Source organism: Mesorhizobium sp. BH1-1-5, from assembly GCF_020165615.1.
Lineage (GTDB): Bacteria > Pseudomonadota > Alphaproteobacteria > Rhizobiales > Rhizobiaceae > Mesorhizobium.
This window is the reverse complement of sequence record NZ_JAIUIM010000051.1, coordinates 1-19,062: the sequence shown is the minus strand read 5'-3', so window position 1 is coordinate 19,062 and position 19,062 is coordinate 1. Positions and strand designations below refer to the sequence as shown.

Sequence of the window (19,062 nt, the reverse complement as noted above, 5' to 3'; positions counted from 1 at the left end):
GCGACAGCACGGCACGGGCGGCCGCGCCGGCGCCGGCCCCGGCGCCGGCGGCGGTCAGGCAGTTGCCGGCCAGCACGATCGGAAACCGCTTCTTGTCCATCGCGATGCGGACCTCGCCCGAAACGGCGTTGCAGACGGCGAATCCGGTGCCGATCTCGCGCTCTTCTTCGTCCTCGACCACCTTGCCGATGTCATGCACCTCAACGTCGTGGCCGGCAAGCTTCAGCGCCTCGGCCAGTCCGCCCGAGATCAGCGCGTCCGGGCCCTGGCCGCAGCCGCCGTGGAAATGACCGCTGTCATAGGATGCCAGGATGATGGAAATGTTCACTATTCTGCCTCCGCCCGCTCGCCGCGCAGGATCGCCAGCGCCTCGGCCGGGTCGATACGTCCGTCATATAGGGCGCGACCGGAGATCGCGCCTTCGAGTTTTTGCGCATCGGGCATCGTCATGCGCACGATGTCGGCGATCGAGGCGAGGCCGCCGGACGCGATCACCGGGATGGACACCGCCTCGGCGAGGCTGATCGTCGAATCCCAGTTGATGCCGGAAAGCACGCCGTCGCGGTCGATGTCGGTGTAGATGATGGCGGCGACGCCCGCGCCCTCGAATTTCCTGGCCAGCTCGATCACGCCGAGCTCGGAGGCCTCGGCCCAGCCTTCCACCGCCACCTTGCCGCCCTTGGCGTCGATGCCGACGGCGACCTTGCCCGGGAACGCCTTGCAGGCTTGCTTGACCAGTTCCGGCTCGCGCACCGCGACCGTGCCCAGGATGACGCGGGCGAGGCCGCGATCCAGCCAGTCCTCGATCTGCGGCAAGGTGCGGATGCCGCCGCCGAGCTGCACCGGGTTCTTCGTCGCCTTCAGGATGGCGCCGACTGCCGCCGAATTGACGCTCTGGCCCTTGAAGGCGCCGTTCAAATCGACGACATGCAGCCACTCGAAGCCCTGATCCTCGAAGGCCTTGGCCTGGGCAGCCGGATCGTCGTTGTAGATGGTGGCGGTGGCCATGTCGCCGTGCTTCAGGCGCACGCATTGGCCGTCCTTGAGGTCTATCGCCGGAAACAGGATCATGGGTCAGGGACCCTCGACGATGACGAAATGGCCGGTCGAAGCGGCGAGCCGGAACTTCGAGGCCTCCTGATACTCCGGCGATTGGTAGCAGGCTACCGCCGTGTCGTAGGAATCGAACTCCACCACCACGTGGCGATTTCCCGTCGGCGTTTCGGGGTTTTCATAGCGGCCCGCCCGAACGATGAACTTCGCCCCATATTTGGCGAACGCCCTGGCGTTGGCTTCGATGTATTTTTTATAGATTTCCGGGTCGCGCACGTCGATCAGCGCGATCCAATAGCCCTTCTTGCTCATGTTAGGGCCTCCATTTCAGGAAGTTGGTGATCAAAGCCAGGCCGAGCGCCTGGCTCTTTTCGGGATGGAACTGCGTGCCGGCGAGGTTGTCGCGGGCAACCGCGGCCGTGACCGGCCCGCCATAGTCCGCTGTCGCCAGAACCTCGGCCGGGTTCTTCGCCTCAAGATGATAGGAATGGACGAAATAGGCGTGCAGCCCCTTCGGGCCGGTCTCGATGCCGGAAAACAGCGGATGCGGGCGGGCAAGCTCGATCGTGTTCCAGCCGATCTGCGGGATCTTCAGCGCCGGGTCGGAGGGCGTGATCTCCTTGACGTCGCCGGCGATCCAGCCGAGGCCCTTGGTGACGGTTTTCTCCAACCCGCGTTCCGACATCAGCTGCATGCCGACGCAGATGCCGAGGAACGGCCGTCCCTTGCGAAGGGCCGCCTCTTCCACCGCCTCCCACATGCCGGCAACGGCACGAAGTCCGGCGGCGCAATCGGCATAGGCGCCGACGCCCGGCAGCACGATGCGGTCGGCGGAACGCACCCGCTCGGCGTCGGCCGTCAGATCGATCGTCGCGGCAAGGCCCGCCTCATGCGCGGCGCGCTCGAAGGCCTTGGTGGCCGAGCGCAGATTGCCCGAGCCGTAGTCGATGATGGCTACCCGCATGTCAGGGCCTTCCAGGCGTGTGGGTCAAGCCCAGCGCCATGCCGGTCTGCGGCGGACGGGCCTGCGACGCATCCGGCACGATGCGCGGCATGGCGGGTTCCTCCTCGCCATCGTCGCCGGTCTCCAGCGCGTAGCGCGTCTCGGCATCGCCGAGATTGCCGGCTTCGACCACGCCCCATTCGCGCCAGCCGCGCCGGCGCAGCGAAGCGATGCGCAGGCCCTGGCCTTCGAACCCGACATAGAGCGAGACCAGCAGCGACAGCAGCGATCCGGCCCCTTCGAGCCCGAGCCTCTCGCCGGCCACCGACAGGAGCGCCATGACGATGAAGGTCAAGGCCGCCTCTATCCACAGCCGGTGCCAGGCGAGCCAGAGCGGCGCGACCAGAAAACCCAGCCAGGTGAAGCTGTCGCGCACGAAAATTGCGTCCCCGGCCCTGTTGCCGCCGGCCGGCGGCTCCATCACGACATAGATCGCCATAGGGTTATCCTTTCAGGGATCCCTTGGTGGACGGCACCGCGTCGGGCTGGCGCGGATCGGGCTCCAGCGCCGCGCGCAGCGCTCGCGCCACCGCTTTGAAGCAGGTTTCGGCGATATGATGGTTGTTGGCGCCGTAATGATTGTTCACATGCAGCGTGATGCCGGCATTCTGCGCCAGCGCCTGGAAGAACTCGCGCACCAGCTCGGTGTCGAACGTGCCGATCTTCGGCGACGAGAAGGCGACGTTCCAGACCAGGAAGGGCCGGCCGGAGACGTCTATCGCGGCCCTGGTCAGCGTCTCATCCATGGCGAGGTCGATCGAGGCATAGCGCATGATGCCGCGCCGCTCGCCCAGCGCCTTGCTCAGTGCCTGGCCGATCGCGATGCCGGTGTCCTCGACCGTGTGGTGGTCGTCGATATGCAGGTCGCCCTTGGCCTTGATCGTCATGTCGATCAGCGAATGCCGCGACAGCTGGTCGAGCATATGGTCGAAGAAGCCGACGCCGGTCGAAATGTCGGACTTTCCCTTGCCGTCGACATGGAGGGAGACCGAAATCTCGGTTTCCTTGGTCTTGCGGCTGACTTCGGCGGAACGCGTCATCGCTCTGTCCTTGTTGCCCGTTCGGAGGCCCCGGGGCTTGAAAACGAGAGCCTTCTATCAGCATGATCCGGCGATTGCCAGTTGCCATTCCGGTCGCTGTCGACCCAGGCCAGGACCGGTTTGCAATCGTTGGCCTCATGCATACATATGGCCGATAAAACTTACTCGTACCGCGCCAATCGCCTTTCTAGAGGGATAGCGCGAATCGGAGCTAAAATGTCGAATGAACTCACCATGCACGCCACGACCATCGTCAGCGTGCGCAAGGGCAACAAGGTCGTGATCGCCGGCGATGGCCAGGTCAGCCTTGGCCAGACGATCATGAAGGGCAACGCCCGCAAGGTGCGCCGCATCGGCAAGGGCGGCAGCGTCATTGCCGGTTTCGCGGGCGCTACCGCCGACGCCTTCACCCTGCTCGAGCGGCTCGAGGCCAAGCTCGAACAATATCCCGACCAGCTGACGCGCGCCTGCGTCGAGCTGGCCAAGGACTGGCGCACCGACCGCTATCTGCGCCGCCTGGAAGCCATGATGCTGGTCGCCGACAAGTCGGTGTCGCTGGCGCTGACCGGCAATGGCGACGTGCTGGAGCCCGAGCATGGCGTCATGGCCATCGGCTCCGGCGGCAATTACGCGCTGGCCGCGGCCCGCGCCCTGATCGACACCGACAAGGACGCCGAGGAGATCGCCCGCAAGGCGATGCAGATCGCGTCCGACATCTGCGTCTACACCAACAACAATTTCGTCGTCGAAACGCTCGATGCCGCTTGAGCTGGCCGACCGTGATCCCAAAAAGTGGGAACCGGTTTTTGGACAAGATCATGGTCAATCAGGCACATGATCCCAAAAAGTGGGAACCGGTTTTTGGATGAGATCATGGTCAATCAGGAACATAGCTACGATTTTCGGCCGGTCACCGAGAAGGACCTGCCATTGATCGGCACATGGCTGCGCGAGCCGCATGTCGCCCAATGGTGGGATGATCCGGCAAAGGAAATCGCCGAGATCCGCGAGCATATGGATTCGGTTTCGGTGGAGCCGCTGATCGTCGAGCTCGACGGCAGGCCGATCGCCTACCTGCAGAGCTACGATCCGCATATGGAGGACGACCATCCCTATGCCGACCAGCCCTTTGGCACGCTGGGCATCGATCTCACGATCGGTCCGCCGGAGCTGGTCGGTGTCGGTCATGGCTCGGCCATCCTGCGCCAGTTCGTCGAGGAGCTTTTCGAGGAAGGCGCGCCGCGCGTCATCATCGATCCGCATCCCGACAATGGCCGCGCCATCCGGGCCTATGAGAAGGCCGGCTTCAGGCAGATAGGCCGCAGGCATTCGCAATATGGGGACGTCGTGCTGATGGCCGTCGATACGGCCGAGGACGATGAAAATCTGGGGGACTGACAAAATGATCGCGCCTGGAGAGGACAAGACGCTTTCGGCTTACGAAGACAGCTGGCGCATGGGCCTGTTGCTCGTGCTCGCTTTGGTCATCTTCCAGGCGGGCGCCTTGTACGGCATGGGCCATCCGCCGATCTGCACCTGCGGCTACGTCAAGCTCTGGCACGGCGTGGTCGACAGCTCCGAGAATTCCCAGCACATCGCCGACTGGTACACCTTCTCGCACATCATCCACGGCTTTCTCTTCTATGCGCTGGCGAGGTTCCTCTTTCCGCGCTCGCCGATAGGGCTGAGGCTGGCTTTCGCGGTCCTCGTCGAAGGCGGCTGGGAGCTTCTGGAGAACAGCCCCTTCATCATCGACCGCTACCGCGCCGGCACCATTTCGCTGAACTATTACGGCGACTCCATCATCAACTCGGTGTCCGACACGCTGTTCATGGCGCTGGGATTTGTGATGGCGCGAAGGCTACCTATATGGGTGATCGTGGCCCTGGCGCTCATCTTCGAGCTCGGCACGGGCTACATCATCCGGGACAATCTGACGCTCAACGTGATCATGCTGCTGCATCCGTTCGAGTCCATCAGGCAGTGGCAAAGTGGAATTTGAGTAATATGAGCACCTTTTCTCCCCGCGAAATCGTTTCGGAACTCGACCGCTTCATCATCGGCCAGAAGGACGCCAAGCGCGCCGTGGCCATTGCCTTGCGCAACCGCTGGCGCCGCCAGCAGCTGGAAGGCCAGATGCGCGAAGAGGTGATGCCGAAGAACATCCTGATGATCGGCCCGACCGGCGTCGGCAAGACCGAGATCTCGCGCCGCCTAGCGCGGCTCGCCGGCGCGCCCTTCGTCAAGGTCGAGGCGACAAAATTCACCGAGGTCGGCTATGTCGGCCGCGACGTCGAGCAGATCGTGCGCGACCTCGTCGAAGTCGCCATCGGCTTGGCCCGCGAGAAGATGCGCGGCGACGTCAATGCGCGCGCCCAGGTCAATGCCGAGGAGCGCGTGCTGGAAGCCCTCGTCGGCAAGACGGCGAGCCCCGCGACCCGCGACTCTTTCCGCAAGAAGCTGCGCGACGGCGAGCTCGACGACAAGGAAATCGAGATCGAGGTGGCCGACACCGGCACCGGCGGCATGCCCGGCTTCGAGATTCCCGGCATGCCGGGCGCCAATGTCGGCGTGCTCAACATCAACGACATGCTGTCGAAGGCGATGGGTGGCCGCAAGACCAAGACCCGCAAGACTACGGTGCGCGATTCCTATGCACTGCTGGTCAATGACGAGTCCGACAAGCTGCTCGACCAGGACGAGGTGGTGCGCAGGGCGCTGGAATCGGCCGAGAACGACGGCATCGTCTTCCTCGACGAGATCGACAAGATCGCCGCCAGGAGCGACATTTCGGGCGGCCCGTCCCGCGAAGGCGTGCAGCGCGACCTGCTGCCGCTGGTCGAAGGCACCACGGTCGCGACCAAATATGGGCCGATCAAGACCGACCATATCCTGTTCATCGCTTCGGGCGCCTTCCACGTCTCCAAGCCGTCCGACCTTTTGCCGGAGCTGCAAGGCCGCCTCCCCATCCGTGTCGAGCTGCGCGCGCTGGAGAAGGCGGATTTCGTCCGCATCCTCACCGAGACCGAGGCAAGCCTCATCAAGCAATATATCGCGCTGATGAAGACCGAAGGCGTCGAGCTGACATTCACCGACGACGCTATCGATTCGCTTGCCGGCATCGCCGTCGATCTCAACGCCAGCGTCGAGAATATCGGCGCGCGGCGCCTGCAGACGGTGATGGAGCGCGTGCTGGACGAGATTTCCTACGACGCTCCGGACCGCAATGGCACCGCCGTCACCATCGACGCCGCCTATGTCGAGAAGCATGTGGGCGACCTGTCGCGCAACACCGACCTGTCGCGCTTCATTCTCTGATCTTCGGCTAATTTCGGGTCGGCCTGCAGGCCGGCCCGAAATCCAAAGTGTGGCCAAATGGAAGCATCTGGCCACCATTCGCAGCAGCAGGCTGAAGGCCTCTCTCGACTCTCCCGTGCGCTTTTCCTAGTTTGCCGCCGGTCAAAGGCGGCGGCTTATGAAGAAATACATACTACTCCTGGTTGGTCTTGCCCTGGCGGCGGCGGTGACGATCGCCGACGCGGCGACGATGGTGCCGCCGGGCAACCGCAACAACGTGCAGCCGGATATTCCGGGCGCCTCAAGCCGGCGCACCCAGGCCACCAACACCACCTTCCAGGCCAAGTACCGCAAGGTCTACGCGCTGCTGCAGAACGACGCCGACCTTCGCGCCAAGATCAGGAAGGCGGCTGCCGCCTACGGCATCGACCCGATGCATATCGTCGGCGCCATCGTCGGCGAGCACACCTACAATGTCGACGCCTATGACCGGCTGCAGACCTACTACGTCAAGGCGATCTCATATTTGTCGAGCAAGCTTTCCTTCGCCTATCACGGCGAGGACATCTCGGATTTCATCCAGCGGCCGGAATTCAAGAAATGCGCCGGCACGGACGACAGCTACGACCTTTGGGAATGCCGCGAGCAGGTGTGGAACCGATCCTTCCGCGGCAAGACCGTCGGCGGCGAGGATTTCCCCAACGACCGCTTCGGCGCCACCTTCTTCCAGCCTTACTATGCCGGCCAGACTTTCGGGCTCGGCCAGTTGAACCCACTGACCGCGCTGCAGATGAGCGATTTGGTGCACAAGGTCTCCGGGCTGCCGAAGCTCGATGTCGATGATCCCAACGCCGTCTACAAGACCATTATGGATCCCGACCTGACGCTGCCTTACGTCGCCGCGACCATCAAGAAGTCGATCGACGCCTACCGCGGCATTGCCGGCTTCGACATCTCGCACAATCCGGGCATCACCGCGACGCTCTACAATGTCGGCAATCCCGAGCAGCGCGCCTATGCGCTGAAAGCCGAGAACGACAAGCGCCGCGCCGAAGGCCAAGCCGAAAAGCTGCCCGAAGAGAACTATTACGGCTGGCTGGTCAACGACAAGCTGGACGAGCTGAAGGCGCTTTTCTAGAAAACCTTACGCCGCGAGCAGCGATTTCAGCTTGACCGCTTGCGAGCCGAGCGCCTCCGGCGCCGGCGTTGCCCGCCTGGCGATCAGCATCTCCGCCAGCCGGATGTCGCGCGCCACCGCGTTGCCGGGGCCGATGCCGCTTGCGGCGACCAACCTGCCATCCTGCGCCAAATGGAACAGGATGAAGGCACCGTCGTCGAGGTCGCGCCGGACGATCGAGCGACCCTCGTCCGAAAGTCCGGCGATCTGCAGGGTCAGCCCGTACTGATCCGACCAGAACCACGGCACGGCGGCATGCGCCTCGCCGGCGCCCAGCATGTTCCTCGCGGCTAAGGCGCCCTGTTCCTGCGCGTTGCGCCAGGCCTCAAGCCGCACGCGCCGTGCGCCATAGACCGCGAGCGGGAACGAGCAGCAATCGCCGGCGGCGAAGATATCCGGGTCGGCGGTGCCCAGATGCGCGTCGACGGCGATGCCGTTGTCGATTGCCAGCCCCGCTTCGGCGGCAAGCGCCGTCACCGGCACGGCGCCGATGCCGATCACCGCGAGATCGGCGGCGATCGTCTGTCCGTCGGCCAGCGTGATGGCGACGTCCTTGCCGTCGTCGGCAATAGCGGCGATGCCCTGGCCGGTGCGGATCGCAACGCCCTCGGCCTCATGCGCCTTGTGGATGATCTCGGCAATCTCGGCCGGTACGCCGCGCATCAGGATGCGTGGTTGCGCCTCGATGACCGTGACCGTGGCGCCGAGCTTGCGCGCCGAAGCGGCAAGCTCGAGGCCGATGAAGCCGCCGCCGATGATGGCGACGCGGTTTCCGGCGCTGAGATGGGCGCGGATGGCCAAAGCGTCGTTGAAAGTTCTCAGATAGACGCAGCGTGCGCCCAACCCCTGCATCGGCAACTTGCGCGGCACCGATCCGGTCGCCAGCAAAAGCTTTTCATATGGCAGGGAGGATCCGTCCGACAGCCGCACGAGATGCGCGGCGCGGTCGATCGCGACGGCCCGGACGGAGTGGATGTGCCGGATCGAGCGTTCGGCGAAGAGCTCGTCGCTGGCGATCGCCTTGATGGCCGGTGCCTCGCCGGTCATCGCTTCCTTCGACAGCGGCGGCCGCTCATAGGGCGGATGCGGCTCGTCGCCGACCAGCGTCACCGGCCCTTCGAAGCCGAGATCGCGCAGCGCAAGCGCGGCGCGGCCGCCGCATTCGCCTGCGCCGACGATCACCATTCCTCCCGTCATCGTCGTCACCCGACCTGAATGAGGACTTTTCCGGCGTCGACCTTGACCGGATAGGTCTTCAGGTTGACGCAGACCGGCGCGCCGCGGGCGTCGCCGGTCTTGTAGTTGAAACGGCCATTGTGCTTGGGGCATTCGATGATGTCATCCATCACCAGCCCGTCGGCCAGATGCACTTTTTCATGCGTGCACAGGCCGTCGGTGGCGAAATATTCGTCGTCCGGGCTGCGATAGATGGCGAAGGCGCGGCCGCCATGGTCGAAACGCATCACGTCCTCTTCATCGATGTCTCCGGCCGCGCACGCCTCGACCCACTCGCTCATCTCGTCCTCCTGAAATTCATGGTCGTGGTCGGGCCGCTCACTCGGCAGCTGCCGCCATCGGAATGTCGTTGTGCAGCTCTTCCCGGTAGGGCTTCGCCGTCGGCGGCAGCGCGCGCTTGAGGAAATAATCCTCGTTGCGCAGCTGTCGCAGGAAGGCCGGGACCATCTCGCGATAGCCGGCCAGGATCGAAGGCGTCGGCGCCGGCAGGTCGTGCTTGATCATCTCATGCAGCTTAGGCAGCGCGTGATAAGGCACCATCGGGAACATGTGGTGCTCTACATGGTAGTTCATGTTCCAGTAGATGAACCGGCTGATCGGGTTCATCAGCACCGTGCGGCTGTTCAGGCGGTGGTCGACGACGTTGTCGGCGAGGCCGCCATGCTGCAGCAGGCCGGTCATCACGTGATGCCAGGCGCCATAGAGGCGGGGCAGGCCGATCAGCATCAGCGGCAGCCAGGAATGCAGATAAAGGGCCAATGCGATGGTCGCGATGTAGATGGCGAGCCAGATGCGCGCCACGCGGATCGCCTTCGGCTGCTCCTGCTCGGGAATGAAGGTCTTTTCCGCGGCGCTGATGACGCCGGCGGCATTGCGCACCATGTCGACCATCGCGTGCCAGGCGTCGAGGATGCCGAAGAAGTTGAGCACCACGCGCGCAAGGTCCGGCGGCCGCATGACGGCGATCTCCGGGTCGCGGCCGACGATGATGGTGTCGGTGTGGTGGCGCGTGTGGCTCCAGCGCCAGGTCACCGGGTTGCGCATGATCATGAAGCAGGCGAGTTGGTAGACGGCGTCGTTCATCCGCTGCGTGCGGAAGGCCGTGCCGTGGCCGCATTCATGCCAGCGGGAATCGGTCGAGGAGCCGTAGAGCGTGCCGTAGACGAACAGGAACGGCACGCACCACCAACTGCCCCAGAACCAGATGCCGCCTGCGGCGCTGACGACGAAGGCGGCCAGCCAGATGATGGTGTCGCGGATCGCCGGCTGGTCGGAGCGTTGCATCAACTCCTTCATCTGCTTGCGCGGGATATCGGTATGGTACCACTCGGCCGCCGCCAGCCCGCTCTCGACCGCGCGCTTTGCGTCGCGGCCGATCAGGCTGTAGTCGCGTGGCGACGCCGCGGAAGACGTCATGGCCGTCATTCAGGTTCCTCCAACGGCATCTGGCGAGCGGCTCAGATAAGTCCAGGCTCGTCCATGGCTGGCTTCCACTTCAACATACCGCCAGCCTATGATAGTCTCAACGTCAGAAAGATAGTTTCTATCATTTCCTATCAGAATGAGATAGGCTCATTCGGGTAAGCGATGGAGCATTCATGGCAAAGCGACCGACCATTACCGATCTCGCGCGCGTCTCGGGCGTCAGCGTCGCCACCGTCGACAGGGTGCTGAACAGCCGCCTGCCGGTGCGCGAGGAGACGGCGCGCCGGGTCTACGAGGCCGCCACCGAGATCGGCTATCACGCGGCGGGGCTGATCAAGCAGCGCATGCGCCAGGAATTGCCGGAATATCGCCTCGGCTTCCTGTTGCTGAGGGGCAATGATGTCTTCTATGGCGATTTCGCCCGGGAACTCGAGCTGGCGGTCGCGCAGTCGCAACGGTTCCGCGGCACTGCCGCGATCGACTTCGCCACGTCGCTGGCGCCCGACGAGATCGCCGGCCAGATGCGCAAGCTGGCGGCCAAGTCGAGAGCCATCGCCGTCGTCGGCCCGGATCACCCGACGCTGACGGCGGTCGTGGAGGCGCTGAAGGCGAGGGGGCAGCCGGTCTTCTCGCTGCTGTCCGATTTTGCCGCCGGCATCCGCGAAGGCTATGTCGGGCTCGACAACCGCAAGGTAGGGCGCAGCGCCGCCTGGATGATCGCCAAGGCGGCGAGGAAGCCGGGCAAGGTCGCCCTGTTCGTCGGCAGCCATCGCTTCCATGGCCATGAACTGCGCGAGATCGGTTTCCGCTCCTTCTTTCGCGAGCATGCGCCGGACTTCACCGTGATGGAGACGCTGGTCAACCTCGAGGCCAATGACGTGACGCATGACGCCATGCTCGATCTCCTTGCGCGCCATCCCGATCTTGCCGGCTGCTATGTCGCCGGTGGCGGCATGGAAGGTGCCGTCTCGGCGCTGAGGGTGGCGAACCCGCCGGAGATGCCGGTCGTCATCTGCAACGAGATCAACGCCGTCTCGCGCGCCGCACTCGCCGACAACATCCTCACCATGGTGATCTCGACGCCGCTTGCCGCGCTTTGCCGGGAACTCGCCGGGCTGATGGCCCATGCCATCGAAAGCGGCGCCGCCAATGCGCCGGGACAGACCTTCCTGCCCTTCGACATCTATCTGCCGGAAAACATCTAGGCTTCGGGCACAGGGATTTTGCCCGGTCGGCTCCGTTTGCATTGGCAGGCGGCATGTGTTGGAGGTTGGCCGAAGCGCCCCATCGCGATCATTCTAGGGCGGAGCAGGAAGCGAAGCTCCGTCGCGAAGACCCTGGAATGACGAGGTTGGGGCGGCCTCGACCAATCCCCGGCGTTTGTACTGATTTCATGGAAATGAACGGAAAATGTTGCGCCGAGACAAACGGCAACCTTTCAAAAATCCCGGTGTCGGGGAACCGACCCCTGCAGCGACGCAATCGCCGTGAAAGAATCCATCAGCCTGATGGATTCTTTCACGGTGGTTTTGCCGCGATTATGGCCCATGCGCCGACAGTCGTGGTCTTCGTCGCGGTCATCGGGATCGAAAAACCGGCTGCTCCGATCGGAATCGCCCTTGACGTTTCCAAAACGAAATGGAATGAATATTTCACCGACTAGGCTTTTTGGTTCTTTCGTTCCGGAACGTCTGTTCGAACGAAGGAAGAGGCGTTCCACTCGAATGGCAACGCCGCATGGCCGCAGGGAGAGATTCCCCGGGCAAACCGGGGATTCCGGTTCAAATGGGTGCAGCCGGACACCAAGTGGAGGAGAGATAAAATGAAGAAACTGCTTTTGGGCGTCGCGCTTTCGGCGCTGATGTGCTCATCCGCCTTCGCCGCCAAGATCGGCGTTTCGATGGCCAAGTTCGACGACAATTTCCTGACCGTGCTGCGCAACGGCATGATCGCGCAGGCCAAGGGCATGAGCGGCGTGGAACTGCAGGTCGAAGACGCGCAGAACGACGTGGCCAAGCAGCTCGACCAGATCAAGAACTTCGCCGCCTCGGGCGTCGACGCCATCATCGTCAATCCGGTCGACACCTCGGCCACACAGGCGATGTCGGATGCCGCCGCCGCCGCCAAGATCCCGCTGGTCTATGTCAACCGCCAGCCGGTCAATGTCGACACGCTGCCCGACAACCAGGCCTTCGTCGCTTCGAACGAAGCCGAATCCGGCACGCTCGAGACCAAGGAAGCCTGCCGCCTGTTCAAGGAAGCCGGCAAGAAGGAAGCCAATGTCTATGTGATCATGGGCGAGCTCTCGAACCAGGCCGCGGTGCAGCGCACCAAGGACATCGAGGAGGTCATCGCCACGCCGGACTGCAGCTTCATCAAGATCATCGACAAGCAGACCTCGAACTGGGACCGTGACCAGGCCCAGAACCTGATGACCAACTGGCTGTCGTCGGGCAAGGCGTTCGATGGCGTCATCGCCAACAACGACGAAAGCGCCATCGGCGCCATCCAGGCGATGAAGGCCGCCAATGTCGACATGAAGGCGGTCGTGGTCGGCGGCGTCGACGCCACGCAGGATGCGCTCGTCGCGATGCAGGCGGGCGATCTCGACGTGACGGTCTTCCAGGACGCGGCCGGCCAGGGCGCCGGCGCGCTCGACGCGGCGCTGAAGCTCGCCAAGGGCGAAAAGGTGGAACACAAGGTCTACATCCCGTTCCAGCTCGTAACCCCGGCGAACATCGACAAGTTCTTGAAGAAGAACTGAGGGTTGCGCCAACGCAATTCCAGGAAAAGTGCGTAGCGGTTTTCCATACGGAATTGCGTCAAGACAAACTGCGGAGTGGTGCCGCGATGCATCGGACTGGCTGAAATAGGCTGCTGATGAAGCGGCGCCGCTCTGTTCCTCTCCCGCCCCACAGGGCGGGAGAACGGGCGCGGTCATTCGGAGGAAGAAGACGTGTCACAGTCATCGCATGGCATTGGCGGCTTGAGTTACGACGCCAAGAAGCGTCCATGGCCTGCCGAGTTCAACGTGTTCCTGGCGCTGGTCATCCTCGTCGCCGCCTTCGAGCTGATCGGCCGCGTCTTCCTCGGCGATAGCTTCCTGTTCAACACCCGCGAGAACGTTTCCGGGCTCTTCAACGAGCAGCGCCTGCAGATCATCATCCTGCAGGTGTCGATCGTCGGCATCATCGCCATCGGCGTCACCCAGGTCATCATCTGCGGCGGCATCGACCTGTCCTCGGGTTCGATCGTCGGCGCCACCGCCATGATCGCCATGAGCTTCGCGCAGGTCGCCACCGTCAACGGCAATCCCAATCCCAAGGCGATGTTCATCGACTACGGCCTGACCGACCTGCCGGTCATCGTGCCGCTGCTGGTCGCCATCGGCTGCGGCCTGATCGCCGGCCTGATCAACGGCGCGCTGATCGCCTACACCCGCATTCCGCCTTTCATCGCCACGCTCGGCATGATGGTCACCGCCCGCGGCGTCGCCAAATGGTGGTCGAAGGGCCAGCCGATCTCGTTCCCGACCGACAGCTTCGCGGCCATCGGCAAGGGCCTGATGCCGGTCGTCATCTTCATCTCGCTGGCGATCCTGTTCCAGCTCATCCTGACCTACACGAAATACGGCAAGCACTGCTACGCCATCGGCTCCAACGAGGATGCCGCGCGCATGTCCGGCATCAAGATCGCCAACCACAAGGTGCTGGTCTATGCCATTGCCGGCATTCTCGCCGCGCTTGCGGCCGTGGTGCTCTCCTCCAAGAACCTCACCGCCCAGGCCGGCATGGGCGTGATGTACGAGCTCGACGCCATCGCCATGGCGGTCATCGGCGGCGTTTCGCTGTCGGGCGGCCGCGGCTCGATCATCGGCACCGTGATCGGCTCGCTGATCTTCGGCGTCATCATTTCCGGCTTCACCTTCCTGCGCCTCGACGCCTATTATCAGGAGATGGTCAAGGGCGTGATCATCGTCGGCGCGGTTGTTCTCGATCAATGGCGCCAGCGCCGCCGGGCGATAGGAGCTTGAACATGTCCGACATCGTTCTGAAGACCGAAAATCTCACCAAGCATTATGGCGGCGTGCATGCCTTGCAGGAGGCGAATTTCGAGCTGCGCAAGGGCGAGCATGTCGCCATCATGGGCGACAACGGCGCCGGCAAATCGACCTTCGTGCGCCAGATCACCGGCGTCGAGCAGCGCACCGAGGGCAAGGTCTGGTTCGACGGCAAGGAGGTGAATTTCTCCGGCCCGATCGAGGCGCGCGAGGCGGGCATCGAGACCGTGTTCCAGAACCTCGCTCTGGCCGACGACCTCGACGTGCCGTCGAACCTGTTCCTCGGACGCGAGAAGGTGCTTTTCAATCTCGGGCCGTTCTCGATCCTCGACCGCAAGGCGATGCGCAAGGCGACCGAGGCGGCGCTGATCCGCACGGCGGTGAAGATCCCGAACCTGTCCAGCACCATCCGCCACATGTCGGGCGGCCAGCGCCAGTGCGTGGCCATCGCCAGGACCGCGACCTTCGCCTCCAAGCTGATCATCATGGACGAGCCGACGGCAGCGCTCGGCGTGCAGGAAACGGCGCAGGTCGAAAACATCATCCGCACGCTGAAGGAAAACGGCGAGCCGCTGATCCTGGTCAGCCACAACATGCGCCAGGTGTTCGACCTGGTCGACCGCATCGTCGTCTTCCGCCGCGGCAAGATCGTCGCCAACCTGCGCAAGCAGGACACCGACGGCAACGACATCGTCGCCTACATCACCGGCGCCAAGACCGGTCAGGCCGAGCTGCAGGCCGCTTGACCGGCATCACGACGGACAAACCAACCATCCGCGCCGCCCGGCGCGGACAACTTTCAGAACCATCTCGAAGGACATTCCATGACACTGCGTTTCGCTCTTCTCGGCGCCGGCCGCATCGGCAAGGTGCATGCCCGCGCCGTCGGCTCCAATCCGCAGGCCAGGCTGGTGGCCGTGGCCGACGCCTTCGAGAAAGCGGCGACGGAGCTCGCCGCCGCCTATGGCGCGGAAGTACGCACGATCGAAGCCATCGAGAAGTCCGGGGATATCGACGCCGTCATCATCTGCACGCCGACCGACACTCATGCCGACCTGATCGAGCGCTTCGCCAAGGCCGGCAAGGCGATCTTCTGCGAGAAGCCGATCGATCTTTCCGTCAAACGCGTGGAAAAATGCCTGGCGGTGGTCGAGAAGACCAAAGCCACGTTGATGGTCGGCTTCAACCGCCGCTTCGATCCGCATTTCGCCGCCGTACGCAAGGCGATCGACGACGGCGCCATCGGCACGGTCGAGATGGTCACCATCACGTCGCGCGATCCCGGCGCCCCGCCGCTCGACTATATCGCCCGCTCCGGCGGCATCTTCCGCGACATGACCATCCATGATTTCGACATGGCGCGCTTCCTGCTTGGCGAGGAGCCGGTCGCCGTCAGCGCCCATGCCTCGGTGCTGGTCGACAAGAAGATCGGCGACGCGGGCGATTTCGACTCGGTCAGCGTCATTCTCGAAACCGCCTCCGGCAAGCAGGCCGTCATCTCCAATTCGCGCCGCGCCACCTATGGCTACGACCAGCGCATCGAGGTGCATGGCTCGAAGGGCATGGTCGCGGCCGAGAACCAACGGCCGGTGTCGATCGAGCTCGCCAACGACAAGGGCTACACTCGCCCGCCGCTGCACGATTTCTTCATGACCCGCTACATCGACGCCTACGCCAATGAGATCGCTTCCTTCATAGCGGCTGCAACGGCGGGCAAGAAGGCAGCGCCGAGCGGCAAGGACGGGCTGATCGCGCTGAAGCTGGCCGATGCGGCGCTGAAATCGGCGAAGACGGGCAAGACCGTCCGCGTCGACTAGTCCGGCTGGGCGAACGCTTTGAAGGATGGTCGGTTTGTTGGTCTGCAAGGGTTGGCGATTAGCCGGAACATCCATCGCGTCGTCATCCACGGGCGGAGCAAGGAGCGAAGCGACGCGCGCAGACCCGAGGATCCATGCCGTTACGTTGAACCTATGCTGACGGCGCAGAATTCTGCTCCGCCCCGGTCTACGGCCGGGGTCACGGCATGGATCCTAGGGTCTCCGCGACGGAGCTTCGCTCCTGCTTCGCCCTAGGATGACGAAGTCGAGGGCTCTTCGACCAAGTCATCAACGTTGCGACAGGACACCGAGTAACCGATCGGAACCTCAATGAACCTCGAAAATCCATTGGCAGTCAAAAACATAGGAGCACAGCGATGAGCGGTTTGGCCGGTCGCAATTCGGAAACGCGCGCCATCGTCACCGGCGGCGCGCAGGGCATCGGCTTCGCCGTTGCCGAGGCCTTGGCGGATGAAGGTTGCCGCGCGCTGGCGCTGATCGGCCGCTCGCAGGAAAAGGGCGACAAGGCGGTCGCGGCGCTCAAGAAGAACGGCGTCGACGCCATCTTCATCAGCGCCGATGTCGCCAAGGTCGCCGACTGCAAGCGCGCCGTCGAGACCGCGATCAAGCATTTCGGCACGCTGAACGCGCTGGTCAACGCCGCCGCCACCTCGGCACGCGGTTCGCTGATCGAAACGACGGAAGACGTCTTCGACCAGATATTCGACACCAATGTGCGCGGCCCCTTCTTCCTGATGCAGGGTCTTGTCGCGCATCTTTTGGAGCGCAAGGCGCCGGGCTCGATCGTCAACGTGTTGTCGATGTCGGCGCATGCCGGCCAGTCTTTTCTCACGCCCTATTCGACCAGCAAGGGCGCGCTGATGACGCTGACCAAGAATGTCGCGAGCTCGTATCGGAAGAACCGCATTCGCTGCAACGCCGTGCTGCCGGGCTGGATGGACACAGAGGGCGAGGATCTCGTCCAGAAGAAATGGCATGATGCGCCGGACGACTGGCTGGCAAAGGCCGAGGCTTCGCAGCCGATGGGCCAGTTGGTCAAGCCTGCCCAGCTTGCCCGGCTGATCACCTACATGGTCAGCCCCCAGGCCGGCGTCATGACCGGCTCGCTGGTCGATTACGACCAGAACATAGCCGGCGTCGTCGGGGAGTAGCATCAGGTCTCGGAGCAGTCATATCCAGGACTCTCCGAGCCATGTTTGCTATATGGACGCGGCTAAACCCAAGCAGGGAAGAGCGTCCAATGCATCCATACTGGATAACAACAAGCGGCCACCTTGGCGTTGGCGTCACCGCGCGATCGGAAGCCGACGCCCTGCAACTCTTCGAGCTTGCCTTCCCGTCCAAAAAAGTCATGGGCATCGAGATCATCAAGGATATGAACGATCTCGATCAGGACCACGTAATACCGAATTTGGCTGGGGCTAACTGGCTTCGGCGTGGCATCTGGCTTCCGCAGGGCCAGGAACACATTGCAGGCTGAGACAATGCATAACGTCAACAGGTACGTGACAAGCACCTCCACATCGACTATATGAGCCGCATGATCCACCTGACCGCCTCGTTTTGGTACTTTAGCTACGGTAGCTCGCTGGCGGCGGGAGGATTGCGCTCGATCTGAAAACTCCAGATCAAAATCCGACAAGCCGCCAGACCTGGCGGCTTTTTTGTTTCAGCCGGCAGGTCTCCTAACCAGGAGCAGAAAGCCGTGTTGACCACCACAGACGACCTTCGGGTCAGAGAACTCAAAGTCCTGAGCACGCCGGACGACGTGATGCGCGAGATACCGCGCTCGCTCACGGCGACGCGCACCGTTGCCGCCTCGCGCAACGCCATCCACTCCATCCTCACGGGGGCCGACGATCGACTGGTCGTCATCGTTGGCCCTTGTTCCATTCACGATCCGGTCGCCGCCGTGGACTACGCCAGCCGTCTGGCGGCGCTGCGCGAGGCCCTGGCCGACCGGCTCGAGATCGTCATGCGCGTCTATTTTGAGAAGCCGCGCACCACGGTCGGCTGGAAGGGTCTCATCAACGATCCCGATCTCGACGGCAGCTTCAACATCGACAAGGGCTTGCGCATGGCGCGCAACGTGCTGTCGGCCGTCAACAATCTCGGCCTGCCGGCGGCGACCGAGTTCCTCGATATGACGACGCCGCAATACATTGCCGACCTCGTCGCCTGGGGCGCCATCGGCGCGCGCACCACCGAAAGCCAGATCCATCGCGAGCTGGCGTCGGGCCTCTCCTGCCCGGTCGGCTTCAAGAACGGCACCGACGGCAATCTCAGGATCGCCGGCGAAGCGGTGAAGTCCGCCGCCCAGCCGCATCATTTCATGGCGGTCACAAAGGATGGCCGCAGCGCCATTGCCGCGACCACCGGCAATGAGGATTGCCATGTCATCCTGCGCGGCGGCATCACGCCGAACTATGATGCCGCAAGCGTCGAGGCCGCCTCTGGAGAGCTCGGCCGTATCGGTGTCGCGCCGCGGCTGATGATCGATGTCAGCCACGCCAACTCAGCCAAGAAGCCCGAGAACCAGCCGAAGGTTGCGCATGACGTGGCGGGCCAGGTCGCGGCGGGCGACGAGCGCATCATCGGCGTCATGATCGAGAGCAATCTCGTCGCCGGCCGGCAGGATGTCGTGCCCGGCAAGCCGCTCGTCTACGGCCAGAGCATCACCGACGGCTGCATCGACTGGGCGACCACCGAGACGGTCCTGCACGGCCTCGCCGGCGCCGTCGAATGGCGCCGGTCGGTAAAGCGCGAGATGCTCGCCAGCCGTCAGGGCGCGGCGTGATCACCTTCTCCCTTGTGGGGTCCGAAGGACGGGGCGAGACCCGTGGCTCGCCCCCGGGTGGTGGATCGGCGCGCAGCGCCGAGACGGATGAGCGACTATCTGAGGTGTCAAGTTGCATTTGCGAACTCGATGCGCG

At 63.6% G+C, this 19,062-nt stretch carries 23 protein-coding genes; 14 read left to right on the top strand and 9 right to left on the bottom strand.

Annotated features, from left to right (window positions below; genetic code table 11):
• The 6 genes from LB572_RS34050 to hisB all read right to left on the bottom strand — a co-directional run.
• On the bottom strand, positions 1–328 hold a 328-nt coding region (locus LB572_RS34050), incomplete at its 3' end, for an arginase family protein (protein WP_224670879.1).
• On the bottom strand, positions 328–1,071 hold the full coding sequence (gene hisA / locus LB572_RS34045) for a 1-(5-phosphoribosyl)-5-[(5-phosphoribosylamino)methylideneamino]imidazole-4-carboxamide isomerase (protein WP_224670878.1): 744 nt from the start codon (positions 1,069–1,071) through the stop codon (positions 328–330). The genes LB572_RS34050 and hisA, both read right to left, overlap by 1 nt.
• A 3-nt stretch (positions 1,072–1,074) precedes the next feature.
• A complete protein-coding gene (locus LB572_RS34040) occupies positions 1,075–1,365 on the bottom strand; it encodes a DUF1330 domain-containing protein (protein ID WP_224670877.1) in 291 nt (96 codons plus the stop codon).
• Position 1,366: 1 nt separating this feature from the next.
• Positions 1,367–2,017: an imidazole glycerol phosphate synthase subunit HisH gene (hisH, locus tag LB572_RS34035; protein ID WP_224670876.1), complete on the bottom strand. Its 651-nt coding sequence runs from the start codon at positions 2,015–2,017 to the stop codon at positions 1,367–1,369.
• 1 nt (position 2,018) lies between these two features.
• A complete protein-coding gene (locus tag LB572_RS34030; RefSeq protein WP_224670875.1) occupies positions 2,019–2,495 on the bottom strand; it encodes a DUF2628 domain-containing protein in 477 nt (158 codons plus the stop codon).
• A gap of 4 nt (positions 2,496–2,499) precedes the next feature.
• Entirely contained in the window at positions 2,500–3,096 is a 597-nt protein-coding gene (gene hisB, locus LB572_RS34025) for an imidazoleglycerol-phosphate dehydratase HisB (RefSeq protein ID WP_224670874.1), read from the bottom strand.
• Positions 3,097–3,312: 216 nt separating this feature from the next.
• On the opposite strand from hisB, the gene hslV reads away from it, so the two are divergent.
• The 5 genes from hslV (at position 3,313) to LB572_RS34000 (ending at position 7,531) form a co-directional block, all read left to right on the top strand.
• On the top strand, positions 3,313–3,864 hold the full coding sequence (hslV, locus tag LB572_RS34020) for an ATP-dependent protease subunit HslV (RefSeq protein WP_201412722.1): 552 nt from the start codon (positions 3,313–3,315) through the stop codon (positions 3,862–3,864).
• Between the two features lie 105 nt (positions 3,865–3,969).
• Entirely contained in the window at positions 3,970–4,494 is a 525-nt protein-coding gene (locus LB572_RS34015) for a GNAT family N-acetyltransferase (RefSeq protein WP_140810952.1), read from the top strand.
• A gap of 4 nt (positions 4,495–4,498) precedes the next feature.
• Positions 4,499–5,098: a DUF2585 domain-containing protein gene (locus LB572_RS34010; protein ID WP_224670873.1), complete on the top strand. Its 600-nt coding sequence runs from the start codon at positions 4,499–4,501 to the stop codon at positions 5,096–5,098.
• Between the two features lie 5 nt (positions 5,099–5,103).
• The gene (gene hslU / locus LB572_RS34005; protein WP_140810968.1) at positions 5,104–6,414 is read left to right on the top strand and encodes an ATP-dependent protease ATPase subunit HslU; all 1,311 of its coding nucleotides are present in this window, start codon (positions 5,104–5,106) and stop codon (positions 6,412–6,414) included.
• A 157-nt stretch (positions 6,415–6,571) separates the two neighbouring features.
• Complete coding sequence (locus LB572_RS34000) at positions 6,572–7,531, top strand: DUF1402 family protein (protein WP_224670872.1); 960 nt, start codon at positions 6,572–6,574, stop codon at positions 7,529–7,531.
• Positions 7,532–7,537: 6 nt separating this feature from the next.
• Here LB572_RS34000 and LB572_RS33995 read toward each other — a convergent pair whose 3' ends face one another.
• Genes LB572_RS33995 through LB572_RS33985 form a run of 3 tightly spaced genes read right to left on the bottom strand, consistent with a single transcriptional unit; the run spans position 7,538 to position 10,231 of the window.
• The gene (locus LB572_RS33995) at positions 7,538–8,767 is read right to left on the bottom strand and encodes an NAD(P)/FAD-dependent oxidoreductase (RefSeq protein WP_224670871.1); all 1,230 of its coding nucleotides are present in this window, start codon (positions 8,765–8,767) and stop codon (positions 7,538–7,540) included.
• A 5-nt stretch (positions 8,768–8,772) separates the two neighbouring features.
• Positions 8,773–9,087, bottom strand: a complete 315-nt coding sequence (locus LB572_RS33990; RefSeq protein WP_224670870.1) for a MocE family 2Fe-2S type ferredoxin — start codon at positions 9,085–9,087, stop codon at positions 8,773–8,775.
• A gap of 37 nt (positions 9,088–9,124) precedes the next feature.
• Positions 9,125–10,231, bottom strand: coding sequence for a fatty acid desaturase family protein (locus tag LB572_RS33985; RefSeq protein ID WP_412033622.1), 1,107 nt, complete (start codon positions 10,229–10,231; stop codon positions 9,125–9,127).
• Positions 10,232–10,404: 173 nt separating this feature from the next.
• On the opposite strand from LB572_RS33985, the gene LB572_RS33980 reads away from it, so the two are divergent.
• From LB572_RS33980 to LB572_RS33940, 9 genes are all read left to right on the top strand, one after another.
• Complete coding sequence (locus LB572_RS33980) at positions 10,405–11,436, top strand: LacI family DNA-binding transcriptional regulator (protein ID WP_224670869.1); 1,032 nt, start codon at positions 10,405–10,407, stop codon at positions 11,434–11,436.
• 137 nt (positions 11,437–11,573) lie between these two features.
• Entirely contained in the window at positions 11,574–11,894 is a 321-nt protein-coding gene (locus LB572_RS33975) for a hypothetical protein (RefSeq protein WP_224670868.1), read from the top strand.
• Between the two features lie 159 nt (positions 11,895–12,053).
• Positions 12,054–12,995, top strand: coding sequence for a sugar ABC transporter substrate-binding protein (locus LB572_RS33970; RefSeq protein ID WP_140807816.1), 942 nt, complete (start codon positions 12,054–12,056; stop codon positions 12,993–12,995).
• Positions 12,996–13,187: 192 nt separating this feature from the next.
• Positions 13,188–14,264, top strand: a complete 1,077-nt coding sequence (locus LB572_RS33965) for an ABC transporter permease (RefSeq protein ID WP_140807817.1) — start codon at positions 13,188–13,190, stop codon at positions 14,262–14,264.
• A 2-nt stretch (positions 14,265–14,266) separates the two neighbouring features.
• The gene (locus LB572_RS33960; protein ID WP_140807818.1) at positions 14,267–15,037 is read left to right on the top strand and encodes an ATP-binding cassette domain-containing protein; all 771 of its coding nucleotides are present in this window, start codon (positions 14,267–14,269) and stop codon (positions 15,035–15,037) included.
• A 78-nt stretch (positions 15,038–15,115) separates the two neighbouring features.
• Positions 15,116–16,108 carry an inositol 2-dehydrogenase gene (gene iolG, locus LB572_RS33955; RefSeq protein ID WP_224670867.1) on the top strand — a complete coding sequence of 331 codons (993 nt, stop codon included), beginning with the start codon at positions 15,116–15,118 and terminating at the stop codon, positions 16,106–16,108.
• A 377-nt stretch (positions 16,109–16,485) separates the two neighbouring features.
• Positions 16,486–17,280, top strand: a complete 795-nt coding sequence (locus LB572_RS33950) for an SDR family oxidoreductase (protein ID WP_224670866.1) — start codon at positions 16,486–16,488, stop codon at positions 17,278–17,280.
• A gap of 89 nt (positions 17,281–17,369) precedes the next feature.
• Positions 17,370–17,609, top strand: a complete 240-nt coding sequence (locus LB572_RS33945) for a hypothetical protein (RefSeq protein WP_224670865.1) — start codon at positions 17,370–17,372, stop codon at positions 17,607–17,609.
• A 225-nt stretch (positions 17,610–17,834) separates the two neighbouring features.
• Positions 17,835–18,926, top strand: a complete 1,092-nt coding sequence (locus LB572_RS33940; protein ID WP_224670864.1) for a 3-deoxy-7-phosphoheptulonate synthase — start codon at positions 17,835–17,837, stop codon at positions 18,924–18,926.
• Positions 18,927–19,062 lie beyond the last annotated feature (136 nt).

Excerpts from the sequence above, each read along its gene's own strand:
- LB572_RS33995 (WP_224670871.1), bottom strand. The coding sequence starts at position 8,767 with ATGACGGGAGGAATGGTGATCGTCGGCGCAGGCGAATGCGGCGGCCGC.
- hisA (WP_224670878.1), bottom strand. The coding sequence starts at position 1,071 with ATGATCCTGTTTCCGGCGATAGACCTCAAGGACGGCCAATGCGTGCGC.
- LB572_RS33985 (WP_412033622.1), bottom strand. The coding sequence starts at position 10,231 with ATGACGGCCATGACGTCTTCCGCGGCGTCGCCACGCGACTACAGCCTG.
- LB572_RS34010 (WP_224670873.1), top strand. The coding sequence starts at position 4,499 with ATGATCGCGCCTGGAGAGGACAAGACGCTTTCGGCTTACGAAGACAGC.
- iolG (WP_224670867.1), top strand. The coding sequence starts at position 15,116 with ATGACACTGCGTTTCGCTCTTCTCGGCGCCGGCCGCATCGGCAAGGTG.
- LB572_RS34030 (WP_224670875.1), bottom strand. The coding sequence starts at position 2,495 with ATGGCGATCTATGTCGTGATGGAGCCGCCGGCCGGCGGCAACAGGGCC.
- LB572_RS33975 (WP_224670868.1), top strand. The coding sequence starts at position 11,574 with ATGACGAGGTTGGGGCGGCCTCGACCAATCCCCGGCGTTTGTACTGAT.
- LB572_RS33945 (WP_224670865.1), top strand. The coding sequence starts at position 17,370 with ATGCATCCATACTGGATAACAACAAGCGGCCACCTTGGCGTTGGCGTC.
- hisH (WP_224670876.1), bottom strand. The coding sequence starts at position 2,017 with ATGCGGGTAGCCATCATCGACTACGGCTCGGGCAATCTGCGCTCGGCC.
- LB572_RS33960 (WP_140807818.1), top strand. The coding sequence starts at position 14,267 with ATGTCCGACATCGTTCTGAAGACCGAAAATCTCACCAAGCATTATGGC.
- LB572_RS34000 (WP_224670872.1), top strand. The coding sequence starts at position 6,572 with ATGAAGAAATACATACTACTCCTGGTTGGTCTTGCCCTGGCGGCGGCG.
- hisB (WP_224670874.1), bottom strand. The coding sequence starts at position 3,096 with ATGACGCGTTCCGCCGAAGTCAGCCGCAAGACCAAGGAAACCGAGATT.
- LB572_RS34040 (WP_224670877.1), bottom strand. The coding sequence starts at position 1,365 with ATGAGCAAGAAGGGCTATTGGATCGCGCTGATCGACGTGCGCGACCCG.
- LB572_RS33980 (WP_224670869.1), top strand. The coding sequence starts at position 10,405 with ATGGCAAAGCGACCGACCATTACCGATCTCGCGCGCGTCTCGGGCGTC.
- LB572_RS33970 (WP_140807816.1), top strand. The coding sequence starts at position 12,054 with ATGAAGAAACTGCTTTTGGGCGTCGCGCTTTCGGCGCTGATGTGCTCA.
- LB572_RS33990 (WP_224670870.1), bottom strand. The coding sequence starts at position 9,087 with ATGAGCGAGTGGGTCGAGGCGTGCGCGGCCGGAGACATCGATGAAGAG.
- LB572_RS34015 (WP_140810952.1), top strand. The coding sequence starts at position 3,970 with ATGGTCAATCAGGAACATAGCTACGATTTTCGGCCGGTCACCGAGAAG.
- hslU (WP_140810968.1), top strand. The coding sequence starts at position 5,104 with ATGAGCACCTTTTCTCCCCGCGAAATCGTTTCGGAACTCGACCGCTTC.
- hslV (WP_201412722.1), top strand. The coding sequence starts at position 3,313 with ATGTCGAATGAACTCACCATGCACGCCACGACCATCGTCAGCGTGCGC.
- LB572_RS33950 (WP_224670866.1), top strand. The coding sequence starts at position 16,486 with ATGAGCGGTTTGGCCGGTCGCAATTCGGAAACGCGCGCCATCGTCACC.